The organism is Sporocytophaga myxococcoides DSM 11118, from assembly GCF_000426725.1.
GTDB lineage: Bacteria > Bacteroidota > Bacteroidia > Cytophagales > Cytophagaceae > Sporocytophaga > Sporocytophaga myxococcoides.
On the sequence record NZ_AUFX01000006.1, the window covers coordinates 480,049 to 497,080 of the forward strand.

Annotated in this window: 18 protein-coding genes; 16 read left to right on the plus strand and 2 right to left on the minus strand. The window is 37.4% G+C overall.

The window, feature by feature from the left end:
* Window positions 1–72: 72 nt before the first annotated feature.
* Window positions 73–1,359 carry a glutamyl-tRNA reductase gene (hemA, locus tag K350_RS0110530; RefSeq protein ID WP_028979881.1) on the minus strand — a complete coding sequence of 429 codons (1,287 nt, stop codon included), beginning with the start codon at window positions 1,357–1,359 and terminating at the stop codon, window positions 73–75.
* Window positions 1,360–1,503: 144 nt separating this feature from the next.
* On the opposite strand from hemA, the gene K350_RS0110535 reads away from it, so the two are divergent.
* From K350_RS0110535 to K350_RS0110555, 5 genes are all read left to right on the plus strand, one after another.
* Window positions 1,504–2,700, plus strand: coding sequence for a sensor histidine kinase (locus K350_RS0110535; RefSeq protein ID WP_028979882.1), 1,197 nt, complete (start codon window positions 1,504–1,506; stop codon window positions 2,698–2,700).
* Between the two features lie 214 nt (window positions 2,701–2,914).
* The gene (gene atpD, locus K350_RS0110540) at window positions 2,915–4,420 is read left to right on the plus strand and encodes a F0F1 ATP synthase subunit beta (RefSeq protein ID WP_028979883.1); all 1,506 of its coding nucleotides are present in this window, start codon (window positions 2,915–2,917) and stop codon (window positions 4,418–4,420) included.
* 90 nt (window positions 4,421–4,510) lie between these two features.
* The gene (atpC, locus tag K350_RS0110545) at window positions 4,511–4,759 is read left to right on the plus strand and encodes an ATP synthase F1 subunit epsilon (protein ID WP_028979884.1); all 249 of its coding nucleotides are present in this window, start codon (window positions 4,511–4,513) and stop codon (window positions 4,757–4,759) included.
* Window positions 4,760–4,998: 239 nt separating this feature from the next.
* Window positions 4,999–5,640, plus strand: coding sequence for a hypothetical protein (locus K350_RS0110550; RefSeq protein ID WP_028979885.1), 642 nt, complete (start codon window positions 4,999–5,001; stop codon window positions 5,638–5,640).
* A 13-nt stretch (window positions 5,641–5,653) separates the two neighbouring features.
* Window positions 5,654–6,049: a hypothetical protein gene (locus tag K350_RS0110555; protein WP_028979886.1), complete on the plus strand. Its 396-nt coding sequence runs from the start codon at window positions 5,654–5,656 to the stop codon at window positions 6,047–6,049.
* Between the two features lie 100 nt (window positions 6,050–6,149).
* Here K350_RS0110555 and K350_RS0110560 read toward each other — a convergent pair whose 3' ends face one another.
* Window positions 6,150–6,803, minus strand: a complete 654-nt coding sequence (locus tag K350_RS0110560; protein WP_028979887.1) for a DUF3575 domain-containing protein — start codon at window positions 6,801–6,803, stop codon at window positions 6,150–6,152.
* A gap of 121 nt (window positions 6,804–6,924) precedes the next feature.
* On the opposite strand from K350_RS0110560, the gene K350_RS0110565 reads away from it, so the two are divergent.
* The 11 genes from K350_RS0110565 (at window position 6,925) to K350_RS0110615 (ending at window position 17,031) form a co-directional block, all read left to right on the plus strand.
* On the plus strand, window positions 6,925–7,590 hold the full coding sequence (locus tag K350_RS0110565; RefSeq protein WP_028979888.1) for a heme exporter protein CcmB: 666 nt from the start codon (window positions 6,925–6,927) through the stop codon (window positions 7,588–7,590).
* Between the two features lie 28 nt (window positions 7,591–7,618).
* Window positions 7,619–8,305: a cytochrome c biogenesis protein CcsA gene (ccsA, locus tag K350_RS0110570; protein ID WP_028979889.1), complete on the plus strand. Its 687-nt coding sequence runs from the start codon at window positions 7,619–7,621 to the stop codon at window positions 8,303–8,305.
* A 3-nt stretch (window positions 8,306–8,308) separates the two neighbouring features.
* Window positions 8,309–8,548: a CcmD family protein gene (locus K350_RS0110575; protein ID WP_028979890.1), complete on the plus strand. Its 240-nt coding sequence runs from the start codon at window positions 8,309–8,311 to the stop codon at window positions 8,546–8,548.
* A gap of 2 nt (window positions 8,549–8,550) precedes the next feature.
* The gene (locus K350_RS0110580; protein WP_028979891.1) at window positions 8,551–8,964 is read left to right on the plus strand and encodes a cytochrome c maturation protein CcmE domain-containing protein; all 414 of its coding nucleotides are present in this window, start codon (window positions 8,551–8,553) and stop codon (window positions 8,962–8,964) included.
* Between the two features lie 16 nt (window positions 8,965–8,980).
* The gene (gene ccsA, locus K350_RS0110585) at window positions 8,981–11,536 is read left to right on the plus strand and encodes a cytochrome c biogenesis protein CcsA (protein ID WP_028979892.1); all 2,556 of its coding nucleotides are present in this window, start codon (window positions 8,981–8,983) and stop codon (window positions 11,534–11,536) included.
* A gap of 17 nt (window positions 11,537–11,553) precedes the next feature.
* On the plus strand, window positions 11,554–12,333 hold the full coding sequence (locus K350_RS0110590) for a Rossmann-like and DUF2520 domain-containing protein (protein ID WP_028979893.1): 780 nt from the start codon (window positions 11,554–11,556) through the stop codon (window positions 12,331–12,333).
* Window positions 12,334–12,337: 4 nt separating this feature from the next.
* A complete protein-coding gene (locus tag K350_RS0110595; protein ID WP_028979894.1) occupies window positions 12,338–12,850 on the plus strand; it encodes a KdsC family phosphatase in 513 nt (170 codons plus the stop codon).
* An 11-nt stretch (window positions 12,851–12,861) separates the two neighbouring features.
* Window positions 12,862–13,740 (plus strand): geranylgeranylglycerol-phosphate geranylgeranyltransferase, encoded by an 879-nt coding sequence (locus K350_RS0110600; RefSeq protein WP_037575038.1) that lies wholly within the window; start codon window positions 12,862–12,864, stop codon window positions 13,738–13,740.
* A 40-nt stretch (window positions 13,741–13,780) separates the two neighbouring features.
* Window positions 13,781–14,371 (plus strand): phosphoribosylglycinamide formyltransferase, encoded by a 591-nt coding sequence (purN, locus tag K350_RS0110605; protein ID WP_028979896.1) that lies wholly within the window; start codon window positions 13,781–13,783, stop codon window positions 14,369–14,371.
* Between the two features lie 18 nt (window positions 14,372–14,389).
* Entirely contained in the window at window positions 14,390–15,916 is a 1,527-nt protein-coding gene (purH, locus tag K350_RS0110610; protein WP_028979897.1) for a bifunctional phosphoribosylaminoimidazolecarboxamide formyltransferase/IMP cyclohydrolase, read from the plus strand.
* 89 nt (window positions 15,917–16,005) lie between these two features.
* Window positions 16,006–17,031 (plus strand): rod shape-determining protein, encoded by a 1,026-nt coding sequence (locus tag K350_RS0110615; protein WP_028979898.1) that lies wholly within the window; start codon window positions 16,006–16,008, stop codon window positions 17,029–17,031.
* Window position 17,032: the final 1 nt, after the last annotated feature.

Genomic DNA, 17,032 nt, shown 5'->3' on the forward strand with positions numbered 1-17,032 from the left:
CTAAAGGGTAAAACTATAAAAAAAGCAGGGAAGTTTGCCCTGCTTTAGTTTTTAAACGAATATTTTAAACCCTTAGTTCTTTTCTTTTACTCTAAGCTCTTCAGGCTGCTGTTCCAGGTTAAAGAGATCGTTCAGAACATCCATCAGAGTTTCTGCTTCTCCTCTTTTACATGCAGCTTTTAACTGAAGTACCGGTAATTTGATTATTTTTTGCATCAGGCTTTTGGTAATCATCTCTACCTTTTTGCTTTCTTCGTCATTCAGTTGCTTCAAATACCTAGACATCTCTTCCTGACGGATCTGCTCCAATGCATTTTTCAATTTGTTGATGGTCGGAGAAACCACCATTTCCTTAGCCCAATCATTAAAGTCAAAGATACTTTCCGTGATAATCTCTCTTACCATCGGAATAGCATTGACTCTTTTATCCAGAGCTTCGTTAGCTCTGTTTTTGATATGATCTATGTTGTATACCAATACCCCTGGAATCTCTTCCACCTTACTCTCCACACTTCTTGGTACTGATATGTCAATAAAATATTTGTAAGATAAAATCTCCAGCTTGGCAACTTCTTCTTTTGTAAACAAAGGCTCATCTCTGAAAACAGAAGAAATAATTACATCCGCATCTTTTGCTGCCTCCCAAAGATTTTCGAATGGAATAACTTTAACTCCGCACTCTTTAGCAAGTTCTTCTGCTTTAGAATAGGTACGGTTGGTAATTGTGATATTTTTAAGTCCGGTCCCTGAAAAATTTCTGCAAACATCCGCTCCCATTTCTCCTAACCCGACGATCAGAACTTTGGGTTCTGCCAGCTCAGCAGCAAGTTCTTCCGCAAGCTCCACTGTAGCATAACTTACAGAAGCTGCGCCATCTCTAAAAGGAGTAACCTGAACCACTTTTTTATTGGTAAAGAAAATGGTATGCATCAGTCTGTGCAAAAACGGACCAACTACTCCCATATCTGCAGCCCATTGGTAGGCATGTTTTACCTGATTGGTAATCTGCATATCTCCCACAACCTGAGATTCCAGACCGATACTCACATTAAAAAGGTGACGAACAGCTTCAGAATGATCTTCAATAATCTGAAAATATTCGTAAAATTTTTCTCCGTCAGTAATTCCTTTCTGAAGAAAAGCCAGTTTTATAATCTCCTTGCTAAAGTCTGAATTGGAAGAATAATAAATTTCAGTCCTGTTACAGGTAGAAAGAATTAATATTTCAGAAGCGTCAGTGAACTCTTTAAGGCTCAGCATCAGTTTCTTACACAAATCCTCATTTAAAGAGAGCAACTCTCTGACTTCCAGGGGAGCCGTTTTATAGGATAAACTAACCGCTTTAAAATTACTAATCATTCCTTTTGTACTGTGGGATTACAAAAATAACCTTTAAATTTCTAAATACGAAAGCTAATGTAAGAAAAAGGATATTTTAATTGTAGTAATATAAGTCAGAACAAAAATGTTCCTCTTTTTTTGGGAAAAAAGTATTTTTGAAAAATGGAATTTAATCAGTTAAGAACACTTGACATTTATCAGAACAGATCGAAATTCAAACTGATCATATTAATTATTGCTGTGGTTATTGGCGCAGCATCAATTTATTACACTCAAAGTCTTGTTAACAAATTGGCAGACAGAGAGAAAAAGCTGATTGACTTGTACGCGAAAGGACTTAAAACAGCTATCAACCCTGAAAATAGCGGAGGCTTAACCTTTCTTTTTCAGGAAATTATAGAAGCTAACAATTCGGTGCCTGTTATTCTGACAGACGAGCATAAACTGCCTATTAGCGAAAAAAACCTATTTATTCCCAAAGGTCTTACCGAAGCAGAAAGGATAGCTTTCATGAAGAAAGAAATTTCTGAAATGGAGAAAGAACATGAGCCAATTGTAGTAGAATTCGGCCCGGGGCTTAAAAATTACATATTCTACAAAAATTCATATTTATTAACTCAGCTTGTTTATTATCCATTTATTCAGCTTACAGTAATTGCAATATTTGCAATCATCGCATATCTGGCCTTCAGCTATTCCAGAAATGCAGAACAAAACAGGGTTTGGGTAGGACTAGCAAAGGAAACCGCACACCAACTGGGTACTCCTTTGTCCAGCTTAATGGCGTGGCTGGAATTATTGAAAAGTAACCCCAAATATGAGGGGGAAGAAGCTCTTATTGAGCTAGATAAAGATATAGTTCGCCTTGAAATGATTACTGCAAGGTTTTCTAATATAGGGTCAGTTCCTACATTGACCGATGAAAATGTATATCAGGCAGTTAAATTAAATATAGATTACTTAAAATCCAGAATTTCCAGTAAAGTCATATTCTCCATCATTTCAGATGTTGAAGTTTCTGCGACTGCAAAAATCAATAAACCACTCTTTGAATGGGTTATAGAAAATATCTGCAAAAATGCTACTGACGCTATGAATGGAATTGGAAGGATTGACATCAGAATTTTAAGAATGAATGATGGAAAAATAGCTATTGATATTTCAGATACCGGGAAAGGTATCCCAAGATCAAAAGTTCAGGAAATTTTTAAACCCGGATACACTACCAAAAAAAGGGGATGGGGTTTAGGCCTTACTCTGGTGAAACGAATAGTAGAAAATTACCATAACGGGAAAATATTTGTACTTTTTTCAGAACTAGGGAAAGGTACCACATTCAGAATTATTCTTAATTCCTGACTACCACCTATTTCACTCTTCCCAAACATTTCGATCTATAATTACTTCTATTCAGTAAAAAAAGGACACTATTTAATTATAGTTGACTAAAAATTCGAAAGAACTACTGATGTTATGGATAAATAAAATATTGCTCATTTTGGAATGATTAAATAAACCAGTAGTTTTGCACTCGCAAATTTAACCATACTTTACTTTAACAGCTTAAATTATAATGGCAAATATCGGTAAAATAACACAGGTAATTGGACCTGTGGTAGATGTGAGCTTTGAGGGGCCTAATACAAAACTTCCAAGAATATTGGATGCCCTTGAAGTTAAGAAACTGAATGGCCAGGTAGTTGTACTTGAATGTCAGCAGCACCTGGGAGAAGACAGGGTAAGAACCATCTCTATGGAGAGTACAGACGGTTTACAGAGAGGAATGGAAGTTATAGACAAAGGTGCTCCTATCCAAATGCCTGTTGGTGAAGATATAAAAGGAAGACTTTTCAACGTAGTTGGAGAAGCAATCGACGGTATTCCTCAGCCAAAAGGAGACAGAACCCTTCCAATCCACAGACACGCTCCGAAATTCGAAGATCTTTCTACATCTACTGAAGTTTTATTTACCGGTATTAAAGTAATTGACCTTATTGAGCCATATGCAAAAGGTGGTAAAATCGGTTTGTTTGGTGGTGCGGGAGTAGGTAAAACCGTATTGATCCAGGAGCTTATCAACAACATTGCAAAAGCATATTCAGGTCTTTCAGTATTTGCTGGTGTTGGAGAGAGGACAAGAGAAGGAAATGACCTTCTTCGTGAGATGATTGAAGCTGGTATTGTTAACTATGGTGACGAATTTAAACACAGCATGGAGCATGGTGGATGGGATCTTGCAGCTGTTAGTACAGAAAAATTAAAAGATTCAAAAGCTACATTCGTGTTCGGTCAGATGAACGAACCTCCGGGAGCACGTGCTAGAGTTGCTCTATCAGGTCTTACGGTAGCTGAATATTTCCGTGATGGTGATGGACAAGGACAAGGTAAAGATATCCTTTTCTTCATCGATAACATCTTCCGTTTCACTCAGGCAGGTTCTGAGGTATCCGCTCTTCTTGGTCGTATGCCATCTGCCGTGGGTTATCAACCTACTCTTGCAACAGAAATGGGTGCAATGCAGGAAAGAATTACTTCAACAAAAAGAGGTTCTATCACTTCTGTACAGGCAGTTTACGTTCCTGCGGATGATTTGACTGACCCTGCTCCGGCAACTACTTTCGCTCACCTTGATGCAACAACTGTATTATCAAGAAAAATTTCTGAGCTTGGTATCTACCCTGCCGTGGATCCACTTGATTCTACTTCAAGAATTCTTACAAGAGACATCCTTGGTGATGCTCACTACAACTGTGCTCAAAGAGTAAAAGAAATTCTTCAGAGATATAAAGAACTTCAGGATATTATCGCCATACTTGGTATGGACGAGCTTTCTGACGAAGATAAACAAGTGGTTCACAGAGCTAGAAGGGTACAAAGATTCCTTTCTCAGCCATTCCACGTTGCTGAGCAATTTACAGGTCTTAAAGGTGTTCTTGTAGACATTAAAGATACTATCAAAGGATTCAATGAGATTATGGATGGTAAATACGATCACCTTCCTGAATCTGCATTCAACCTTGTTGGAAGCATCGAACAGGCAGTTGCAAAAGGAGAGAAACTTCTTGCAGAAGCAAAATAATTAATGAGGAAGTAGGAATGCTGGTTTAAAGTGGCATTCCTCTTTTCTTTCAATATCCTCATTAAAATTCCACTATAAAACATTAGAATGATGTTTCTAGAAATCATAACTCCTGACGAAAAGGTATTCAGCGGCGAAGTTGTCGCAGTGAACCTTCCCGGAACTGAGGGACCTTTTGAAGTACTTAACAACCACGCGGCGATCATCAGCACATTGGACAAAGGAAATGTTAAAATTTCCGAAAGCCATAATCAGGTGAAAAATGTTGTAATAGATGGTGGATTAGTAGAAGTACTTGACAATAAAATAATTGTACTGGCGGAAGCTATAATTGGCTAACCAATTATTAAACATAAAAAAGGCAGACTCTAATTGAGCCTGCCTTTTTCTTTTTGCACCATTTTTAAATAAATAACCAAAATTTCTCCCTATTCGTAAAATTGATTTTTCGGAGATTTTTAAGTAAAATCTGACTTTACAGATAAAATATCACTTTCAACGAAAATGAATAGTCAACATCCGTTAAATCCAACTATTATTCATAACTTTATACTAGAATAATATTTCTGAATAAATAAATGAAAAGGCTTTTATACCTTTTTGCACTTTTACTTCCCCTATCCTCTTTTTCATCAGACTTTGAGAAAAGGCCCACTCATTACCGTTTTTTTAAGAATACTAAGACAGAAGAGAACCCCTTAAACGGTTTCAACATCAAACTTTCTCCTGCATTTTTCTGGAACACTGTCTCATTAGAGCTAGAATATCCGTTAAGTAGTAAGTTCTCTTTGGGCATCAATCTTTTCGCAAAACTCGGGAGCACGGGAAGTGGTAAAAATAGTATAAAAGTAAAAGAAGAAAGTTTTCTGAAAGACGGCTACCTTGCGGAGGGGCTTTTCCGCTTTTACCCAAAAGCTATGGCTCCAGAAGGTATATTCATTCAGGGAAGTTTAACATATGGCAATCTTATTTATTTTGATGGCAATACCCGTCCATATACATTACATAATCATTGGAGAAAACTTAAAAACGTAAACAGTAATGTACCTATTGAAAAGCCAAAACCTCTGGGTGGTGGCTTTGGCATCGGTTATCAAACAGTTATAATTCCGGAACACCTGATAGGGTGCCTTGTTCTTGGAATGCAAGTAAATAGTGACGCTGTAAACAAGACTTTTTTCTCAATTTACCTTGCTCCATCTCTGGGAATTAAATTTTAGCTAAATTTATAGCATGAAACGTAAGTTATACATTTTCGCCCTGGCCCTGCCCTTACTTTTCTCCTGTAAAAAGGACGAAAACTATGCGGACCCGCGTCTGGTCGGAAAATGGACTGATTTCAACACCTCTTATACATTCAGCGAGGATAAGACTTTCTATTCTCTTTATCTCAGAAGTGGAATGGGAAGCGACACTATTCTGGTAGACAGCATCTTTGGGACTTATTCCGTGAACAAAAAAAAGAATGTCCTGAATTTCTCAATGCACGGTTATCGAAAAAAAGACAGCCTCAAAACAATCGTAATGGACAACAGAAATATGCCTGCCTGGAATTATTCATTTGACAATGATTCTACTCTTACCTATCGCACAAGCACTGCTTATAGCAAATTATTCAAGAAAAAGTAGAGCATTAATTAAATAGATTTCTTTACGTTTAGCAATATCAAACAAAAAGCCCCTCGAATTCCGAAGGGCTTTTTGTTTGATTAATAACGATTGTTAATAATTAAAATGCAGCTCCGATTTTAAATCCGATCCTTACTCCAGGTCTTTGTCCATCTTCTTCCACCCCAATATATGAAGCTGCCTTTTTAGGATCTGTTATAATTCTTTTATTCTCATAAGTAACTGGCTGCAAAGTCCTTAATTTCATCTGAGGACCTATATAAAAATCCATAACAAAAACCTTTGCAAAAATAAATTGAAACCCTCCTAATACACCTCCTCCAGCTTCTGTATAACTGTATGTGGCATTATAGTCATTGTTAGGAGTTGTATTGTCATTAAATTCAACATCATATTTACCATATCTTCCAAATGCTGAGATGTAAAATCCTTTAGGAGCTGCCCAGGTTGTGTTTGTTAAATAGTATTTAAGTTCTGGTACAACGGTATATCCTGAATAAATTTTTCGATCCTCAGATCTGGTATTATCATTATCTGTCCATGTAAGTCCATAACTATCTTGAATATGACGATAGCCGCCGGTAACCTGAAATGAAACCTTATCATTAATCGCCCTTTCATAGGCCAAATTCAAGCTGGCAGCAAATAGTTCTGGGAAGCCTATTTTAAGAACATTCTTAGGATCAGCTTTTTGAGCAAAAGAATTTACTACTGCAAAAAATAATAAGCTCAGAGTTAAAAGATTTTTTTTCATCGTTTTAAAAGTTCTATACTACAAATATACGTTTAGCGACCGGATTTTCCTTTAAATAGGTATTTAAACTAGAAAAATTTACTTTTTTGATCAATGGGTTTTCCCCATCTTTGCACACGAAATGCTTGCCCAAATACTTGCCCTTATAAAAAAAGATCTCACTCTGGAATGGAGACAAAAATATGCCTTCGGAGGAATCTTGTTGTATGTTGGCGGCGCAATTTTTATATGCTACCTGAGTATTGGAGTCAGAACATCACAACTCTCTCCAGCTACCTGGAATGCAATATTCTGGATCATAATGCTTTTCATTTCAATAAATGCTGTATCTAAAAGCTTTTTCCAAGAACGTCAACAAAGGTTTATTTATTATTACACCATAGCAAACCCACAGGCTTTCATAGTTTCCAAAATCATTTACAACGCTATTCTGATGATTTTGCTGGGAATTATTGCATTCGCATTTTACGCCTTGGTAATGGAGAATAGAGTTGAAGATAATTTGTTGTTTATATTCAACATTTTGCTGGCTTCTCTATCATTCGCCTCTGCTCTTACAATGATCAGTGCAATAGCTGCAAAAGCCGGGAACAATGCCACTCTTATGGCCATTCTTGGTTTTCCTGTAATTCTACCTTTGTTACTACTTGTCATCAAAATTTCCAAAGCTGCAATTGACGGGCTGGATCGCTCGTTAAGTATTGATGAAATTGCAATTGTGCTTTCTATAAATGTAATTATAATAACTGTAACATATTTACTATTTCCTTACCTTTGGCGAAGCTGAAAAAGGTAATTTCGTAGATTTCGGCCTCATGACAACAAATTCAAAAAAAAGTCCACTCAAATGGTGGAAAATACTGACAATTATTCTCCTGTTCTATACACTGATTGCAGGTTTTTTATTTCCCGTACCGAGACTTCCAATCCTTAATGAATCTATACGAAACTTGTATTTCCATGTTCCTATGTGGTTTGCAATGATCATTATGCTTGGGGTATCTGTGGTAAATGCCATATTGTACCTTTCCAAAGAAGACTGGAAACATGATAAAACTGCTGTAGAAGCAGCCAATACTGGTATTGTATTCGGGATATTAGGAATTGTCACGGGTATGCTTTGGGCTAAATTTACCTGGGGCGAATCTTGGAGTGGCGATCCCAAGCAAAATGCATCTGCTATCGGGATTCTTATTTATCTCGCTTACTTTATTCTCAGAGGTTCGTTTTCAGATCTTGTAGAAAAAGCTAAAATCAGCGCTATATATAACATTCTTGCATATCCGGCATTCCTTGCTCTGATCTTCGTGCTTCCAAGACTAACAAGCTCTCTTCACCCTGGAAACGGCGGTAACCCGGGTTTCAATGCTTACGACCTGGACAACAAAATGAGACTGGTCTTCTACCCTGCCATTATTGGTTTTTCACTTTTAGGCTGGTGGATCACAACTTTAAGAATACGCTTTAAAAATATCGAACACCTTATTAAGTGGGGGAATTAATCTATGAAAAAATTGTTTTTTCTATTCGTCTTGTTGTTCTCTTTGAATTTTGCTGCACCTGTACTTGCCCAGAATGCTACTTCTTCTGAAGAAGTGGAAATGGCTGATGCATTCAGAAAGGAAGGTAAAATTTATGTAGTAGTGGGAACTTTTGTACTGATTCTTACAGGAATCATAGTCTACCTTGTAGTGCTGGACAGAAAATTAACCAGAATGGAAGACGAAATCGAGCATCAAAAATAACCATGAAAAAGACTCACATTATAGGGCTCCTTGTTATCGCTATTTGTATCGGTGTTATTGTTTCAACGTCCGGAGATACAAGCGCCTACGTTACATTTAAGGAAGCATCCGAAATGGCAGCCGACGGAAATAAGAACAAAGTGCATGTAGTTGGCAAAGTAAAAAAAGACGCCAATGGCCAGTTAACAGACTTTTACTACAAACCTGAAATGGATCCAAATTATTTTGCATTCAAACTGATTGACCAGAATAACGAGGAACAGGAAGTAGTATACCTCAACCCTAAACCACAGGATTTTGAAAGAGCTGAACAAATTGTGGTAATTGGCAGCACTCAGGATAAAATCTTCAAAGCAGATAAAATCCTTATGAAATGCCCTTCAAAATATGAAGAAAAAGAACTGAAGGCTAATTAATTAAACTATCGAATTCATGCGTGCATATCTGGGCGACCTTGGCCACCTTTGCGTCATCATCTCATTTATATTTTCCATACTTGCTACCATTTCTTTCGGAAAAGCAACAGTATCTATAGATGCACCTAAAAAAGATTCCTGGCTCAGATTTGCAAGAGGCATCTTTTTCATCCACTCACTGGCCGTATTTGGTATAGTTGCAGCTTTATTTACCATAATAAGCCAGCATTACTACGAATACCACTATGCCTGGAGCCACTCTTCCAACAATCTTCCATCCGAATACATGATTTCATGTTTCTGGGAAGGTCAGGAAGGAAGTTTTCTACTCTGGACCTTCTGGAATGTCCTACTTGGTTTAATTCTTATTAAAGTAAATAAAACCTGGGAAGCGCCAGTCATGACGATCTTCTGTCTTGTCCAGCTCTTCCTTTGTTCAATGATATTGGGAGTTGTTATCCCTGGACTTGATTTTAAAATTGGTAGTTCTCCATTTATTTTATTGAAAGATTATATGGGAGATATTCCTGTATATCAAATCAATCCGAATTTTATTCCTGAAGACGGCACTGGCTTAAACCCCCTATTGCAGAATTACTGGATGGTAATTCACCCTCCTACTTTATTCCTTGGCTTCGCTGCAACTCTTGTTCCTTTCGCATATTGTATGGCAGGTTTATGGCAAGGCAGATACAAAGAATGGATCAGACCAGCTTTTCCTTGGGCTCTATTCGCTGCAACAACTCTTGGTATTGGAATTTTGATGGGTGGTTATTGGGCATATGAAACACTGAACTTTGGTGGTTACTGGAACTGGGACCCTGTAGAAAATGCTGTGTATGTACCATGGCTGGTATTGGTTGCAGCCATACATACCATGCTCATTTTCAAAAATAGTAATAAGTCTCTTCAGGCATCTGTAATTCTTATAACAGCACAGTTTATTCTGATACTTTATTCTACCTTCCTTACAAGAAGTGGAGTACTTGGTAACTCTTCTGTGCATTCATTTACAGACCTTGGACTTTCCGGACAGCTGTTGCTTTTCCTTTTTGCACTTATAATTGTAGCAGTAATCTTTATAATCGTTCGCTGGAAAAAGCTTGGAGGAGACGACAGTGAAGAAGTATCCGTTTACTCCCGCGAATTCTGGATATTTATTGGAGTAGTTGTATTCTGCCTGGCAGCTTTCCAGGTTCTTTACACAACCTCTATTCCTGTTTACAACAAATTCCTTGGCTGGATAGGCATAGAATCCAACATTGCCCCTCCTGCAGACCAAATTGAACATTATTCCAAATTCCAAATCTGGGCAGGTATACTGATTGCTCTGATTTCGGCTATTGGTCAGTTTTTCTGGTGGAAAAAAATGGATAGCAAAAAGCTCTGGGAAGAAATCAGCATACCGGCTATCATTACTTTACTGGTTTCCAGTGCACTGATTTGTCTGACGATGATGAATAAAATCGACATCACTCCGACATATATTCTGCTCTTTACAACTGCTCTTTTCTCAGTAATCAGCAATATTTCCATATTCATCAAAATAGTTAAAAACAACTATAAACTGACCGGAGGTGCAATCGCCCATATCGGTGTGGCCCTGATGTTATTCGGAATTCTGTTTTCATCAGGGTACTCAAAAGTCATTTCCCTTAACACTACCGGGTTGATTTATTCCAAAGAAGCAGGTAATGACTTCAACAGAGACAATATCCTTCTATGGAGAAATGAATGGAAAGAGATGAATGACTACAAGCTGAAATTCATCGGACCAAGACTTGAAGCAAAAGATTACCCGGGTTATATCAAAAAAGAGCACCTGATTCTGCTGGATGATAAATACAAGGCTCTTGCTAAAAAAACAATAGAACACGAAGGAAAAAAATATTTTGACAAGGGAGATACAATAGAAATCTTTCCTGAAAATACATATTATGAAGTTTTAATAGCTAAAGCAAACGGTGATACTTTTACCCTATATCCACGAGCGCAAGTCAACCCCACCATGGGACTCCTCGCATCGCCGGGCATAGAACACTTCTACGATAAAGATCTTTATGCACACGTTTCTTCCATTCCATCTCCTCAGGAAGAAAAAGAATGGTCTCCAACGGAAGAATATACCATTAAACCTGGAGATACCGTATTTATCAATGACTATGTAACAATACTTAATGAAGTTGAAAGAGTGAATTATGTACCGGGAATGCCGCTGGCGAAAGAAGACGCTGCAGTAATGGCTCACTTCCACGTACTTGACAGGGAGAAAAATCACAGCATTCACCCGATTTATATAATTAAGGTGAAAGAAGGTTTAGCCGGACAAATTCCGGATGTTAACGAAGACCTTGGGATCAAAATCAGCTTTCTTAATATTGACCCGACTAAAGAGGTATTTACATTTGCAGTAAATACTACTCAGAAGGATTACATCATTTTGAAAGCAATTGAAAAACCTTTTATCAATATTCTTTGGATTGGAACTCTTGTTCTTGTAGCAGGAATGTTACTTGCTATGATCAGAAGATATCAGGAGTTTGCCAAAATGAGAGATAAAAACACCGAATAATTTTTAAATCTGCGAGCATGGGCTATAGAGTAACTATGATCGGTTCGGGCAATCTGGCCAGTCATCTGGCCCCTGCTCTTGAAAATGCCGGGCATTTTGTTAATGAAGTATATTCAAGAAGTTCCGCCTCGGCGAAAAGTTTGTGTAGCATGTTGTACAATGCTACTTGCGTCTCCAGCCTGGATTTCTCTGAAAGCAAATCTGCAATTTTTATCATTGCTGTGAATGATGATGCCATAGAAGAAGTATCGGCTCAGATTACCCTTCCGCCAGATGGTATATTAATTCATACTTCTGGCACCAAATCAATATCAATTTTATCTTGTTTCGGACATTTTGGGAGTCTCTATCCTCTGCAAACTTTTACCAAACGTAAAAAAGTTACCTGGGAAGAAATTCCGATTTTAACAGAAGGCTCCGACGAAGAAACAGCCAAACATATTTTAGCATTAGGAAAGAGTATCTCTGCGAAAGCATTTCAGGCTTCCGAAGAAAAAAGAAAGCTCATCCATCTTTCAGCAGTTTTCTCGGCAAACTTTGCAAATCATTTACTCTACATGTCAAAATCTATTCTGGATGAACATGACATAGACTTTACCATACTAAAGCCTTTGCTTTCTGAAACTCTGAAAAAAGCATTTGAAATAGATCCTATCAAGGCTCAAACAGGTCCTGCAGTAAGGAAGGATATTTCAACTATAAGAGATCATCTGAAAATTCTTGACAATAAAGAAGATTTTAAGAAAATTTATAAAGACATTACTGAAAATATAATTAAAGTTCATTCACAATCTTAATTTCATGGATAGTCAACATTCTGATTTTTCAAAAATCAACACTTTTCTTTTTGATGTAGATGGAGTTCTCACGGACGGGAGCATTCAGGCTTTCTCTACCGGAGAACATGTTAGAAATTTTTTTATTAAAGATGGATATGCTATTGAAAAAGCACTTCAAAGCGGTTATAACATCATTATCATTACAGGAGGATTTGAAGAAGGAGTTGCCAAAAGGCTGAAATTCTTGGGAATAACAGACGTTTTCATGGGAGTAAAAGACAAACTTGCTGTATATAATGAATACCTGCATGATAAACATCTTGACAAAAGTTCCATTTTATACATGGGTGATGATCTTCCTGATCTTAAAATGCTTAAATTGGTAGGAATGCCAACCTGCCCGAACGATGCTGTGGGAGACATAAAAAATGTTTGCACATACATTTCACCATACAATGGAGGACGCGGCGCTGTAAGAGATGTTATTGAACAAGTAATGAAAGCCCAGGGAAAATGGCTGATTGACCTTTGGTAATAACCTAATTTATGCCAAGACCAGTAAAACTGCATTTAAAAACTTACTTCAAGGGGTTTATTAAACTCATTCGGTTTAATAATCTCCTTATCTTATTTTTTTCTCAGTTGTTTGTCTATTTTTTCCTTATTAAAGGTACTAAACCATTCAATATTTCATTCTTACTACTCACACTAGCAACAATTTGCATAGCTGCTGCCGGGTATATTATCAATGACTACTACGATATCAAAATTGACATCATCAATAAACCAGGAAGAGTTGTAATCGGGAGGATATTTAAAAGACGAACAGCGATGATCTTTCATTTTATGCTCAATGGAACCGGCATTATTGTGGGATTGATGATGGGGTTAAGATTAGGGGGTATTATTGCCTTTTGCAGTTTCCTGCTATGGTTATATTCAAACCAGTTAAAAAGACAACCACTTTCAGGAAATATAGCTATATCCTTTCTAACTGCACTATCAATTATGCTTGTTGGTATATTTGCTAAGGAGCGCTATATCTCTGTTCTTGTATATGCATTCTTTGCTTTTTTCATTTCCCTTATCAGGGAAATAGTAAAAGACATGGAAGATGTTAAAGGTGACGCAAATTTTGGCTGTAAAACATTACCCATTATATGGGGGATCCGAAAAACAAAATCATTTCTTTTTATCGTCGGAATACTTTTCATTGTCTCCTTAATAATAGGATACTTTTGGCTCCTGAGAGAGAATCCTTACAATGTATACTTTATCGGATACAACCTCTTTTTTGTCATTCTTCCCTTTTTTGTCTTCCTGATATACCTTTCCAAGGCAGATACGATTACAGATTTTAAGAAATTAAGTACTTTTTGTAAGGTAATAATGCTTACAGGAGTCCTAAGTATGCTTTTTGTCTAAATCTTATTATATATTTGCATCCTTAAAATCAAAAAATCCCTTGCCCGTTAAAATTGCGATATTTTGTTCCGGCTCCGGTTCAAATGCACAAAAAATTATTGAATATTTTCAAGAGCACAAAAGTGCGGAAGTTGTATTGCTGCTCTCCAATAATAAAAATGCCTACGCTCTGGAGCGTGCAAAATCGCTTGGGGTTCCTACACGTGTGTTTGACAAAGCACAATTTTCTCAATCACAGATAATAGTAAATGAGCTCAAAGAATTAGGGGTCAACTGGATTATTCTTGCTGGCTTTTTATGGCTCGTTCCTGAAAATCTCATTGAAGCTTATCCAAATTCAATAGTAAATATTCACCCTGCACTGCTTCCATCCTATGGAGGCAAAGGCATGTATGGCATGTATGTTCATGAGGCTGTGGTAAAGGCCAAAGAAAAAGAAAGCGGTATCAGTATACATATGGTTAACAAAGAATATGATAAAGGGACTATTGTATTCCAGGCCAAATGCTTTCTTACAGATGAAGACACGGCCGAAACTCTTGCAAAAAAAATACAAGCACTTGAGCACGAACACTTTCCTAAAGTAATCGATGCTCTTATTTGTTCAAAAACATATAATCCTATTTCCTGAAATTTTAAAAAGTAAATAATGAATCCAAGAAAAATTAAATCTGCTCTTATATCAGTTTATTATAAAGACGGACTTGACAGAATAGTTAAACTTCTTGACAAGCAAGGTGTTAAAATCTATTCCACTGGAGGCACTCAAAAATTCATTGAAGACCTGGGAATAAAAGTTACTCCTGTAGAAGATCTGACTACCTATCCGTCAATTCTTGGAGGAAGGGTAAAAACACTTCACCCTAAAATTTTTGGTGGAATTCTTTTCAGAAGAGATTTTGAACAGGACCAGAAAGAAGTGGCTCAATATGATATTCCAAGCCTGGATCTTGTAATCGTAGATTTATATCCATTTGAAGAGACAGTTGCATCCGGAGCATCTGATGAAGACATTATTGAAAAAATTGACATAGGAGGAATTTCTTTAATAAGAGGTGCTGCTAAAAATTTCAAAGATGTTGTGATTGTTGCTTCAAAAGATCAATATCCTATGCTTGAAAATATCCTTGTTGAAAGAAAAGGAGAAACAGATCTGAACGAAAGAAGACTTTTTGCAGGAAGAGCATTTGACATTTCTTCTCATTACGATACTGCAATCTTTAATTATTTCTTCAGTGGAGAAGAAATAAAACATTTTAAGCAAAGTGTAAGAGACTTCCAGGTTCTTCGTTATGGAGAAAACCCTCATCAGGCAGGTGTGTTCTATGGCAAGCTTGATGATATGTTCGAAAAGCTGAACGGTAAGGAATTATCATATAACAACCTGCTGGATGTTGACGCCGCAGTAGGATTGATTGATGAATTTGAAGGAACAACAACCTTTGCCATCCTAAAGCACAATAATGCTTGCGGTATCGCTACAGCAACCACTCCAAAAGAAGCATACCTGAAGGCTTTGGCTGCAGACCCTGTTTCTGCATTCGGAGGTGTAATCATCACTGGTTCCAAAATTGACTTGGCGACAGCAGAAGAGCTAAACAAGCTGTTCTTCGAAGTATTAATTGCTCCGGATTTTGAAAAAGATGCACTGGAATTGCTGACTTCGAAAAAAAATCGAATCTTATTAAGAAGAAAACCCGTTACACTCTCTTCAAGACAGTTTAAAACACTTCTTAACGGAGTAATAGAACAGGAAAAAGATTTAAAAAAGGAAACAGAGGAAGAACTAAAACCTGTAACCAATCGTTTTCCATCCGACAAAGAAAAAAGAGCTTTGTTGTTTGCCAACAAAATCTGTAAACATACAAAATCCAATGCTATAGTATTGGCAGTTGACGGACAGATGATATCAAGCGGAGTAGGTCAGACTTCAAGAGTAGATGCCCTGAGACAGGCGATCGAAAAAGCCAAAAGTTTTGGATTCTCCCTTGAAGGTGCAGTAATGGCATCCGACGCCTTCTTCCCTTTCCCTGACTGTGTTGAGATCGCTGACAAAGCAGGCATCAAAGCAGTAATACAACCGGGAGGGTCAATTAAAGATCAAGAGTCAATAGACTATTGCAATGCACATGATATAGCCATGGTCCTAACTGGATTCAGGCATTTCAAGCACTAAAAATGAGTTTAATTTCTTTTGATTTAAAAACAAATTTGTAAATTTCACAGTATTAAAAGGATTAGTCTAAATCAGGATTTTTAATAAGCATGGGATTATTTGATTTTTTCACCAGTGATATCGCAATTGACCTGGGAACAGCAAATACCTTAATCATCTATAAGGACAAAATTGTGGTTGATGAACCATCAATCATTGCCCTTGACAAGATTACAGGTAAGGTAAGAGCCATTGGCCGGGAAGCAATGCAAATGCATGAGAAGACTCATGAGAACATCAAAACCATTAGACCTCTAAAAGACGGTGTAATTGCAGACTTCCATGCTGCAGAGCACATGATCAGGGGACTAATTAAGTTAATTGATGGAGGAAAAAGATTCTTCGGTGCATCTCACAGAATGGTCATTTGTATCCCGTCAGGAATCACTGAGGTAGAAAAAAGAGCTGTACGAGATTCTGCAGAACATGCAGGCGCAAAAGAAGTTTATATGATACACGAGCCGATCGCTGCCGCTATCGGTCTTGGAATCGATATCGAACAACCGGTAGGTTCTATGATTGTTGATATCGGTGGAGGAACAACTGAGATTGCAGTAATTGCACTTTCTGGTATCGTTTGTGAACAGTCGATAAGAGTTGCAGGTGACGTCTTTAACAAAGATATCCTTGACTATATGAGAAGACAGCACAACTTACTAATAGGTGAAAGATCTGCAGAAAGAGTAAAAATCGAAGTTGGCTCAGCACTGACAGAGCTGGACAATCCTCCTGAAGATTATGAAATCAGAGGAAGAGACCTGATGACAGGTATTCCGAAAATTATAAAAGTAACTTATTCGGAAATTGCTTTTGCACTTGACAAATCAGTTTCTAAAATTGAAGAAGCAGTGCTGAAAGCTCTTGAAATTTCTCCCCCTGAGCTGAGCGCCGATATCTATGATAATGGTATTCACCTTACTGGAGGAGGAGCTCTTCTTAGAGGACTGGATAAGAGACTGGCAATGAAAACCAAACTTCCGATACATGTAGCTGAAGATCCACTTCGCGCTGTAGTAAGAGGGACCGGAATGGCCATAAAAGAATTTGATAAATACAGAGCAGTATTGATGACTTAAA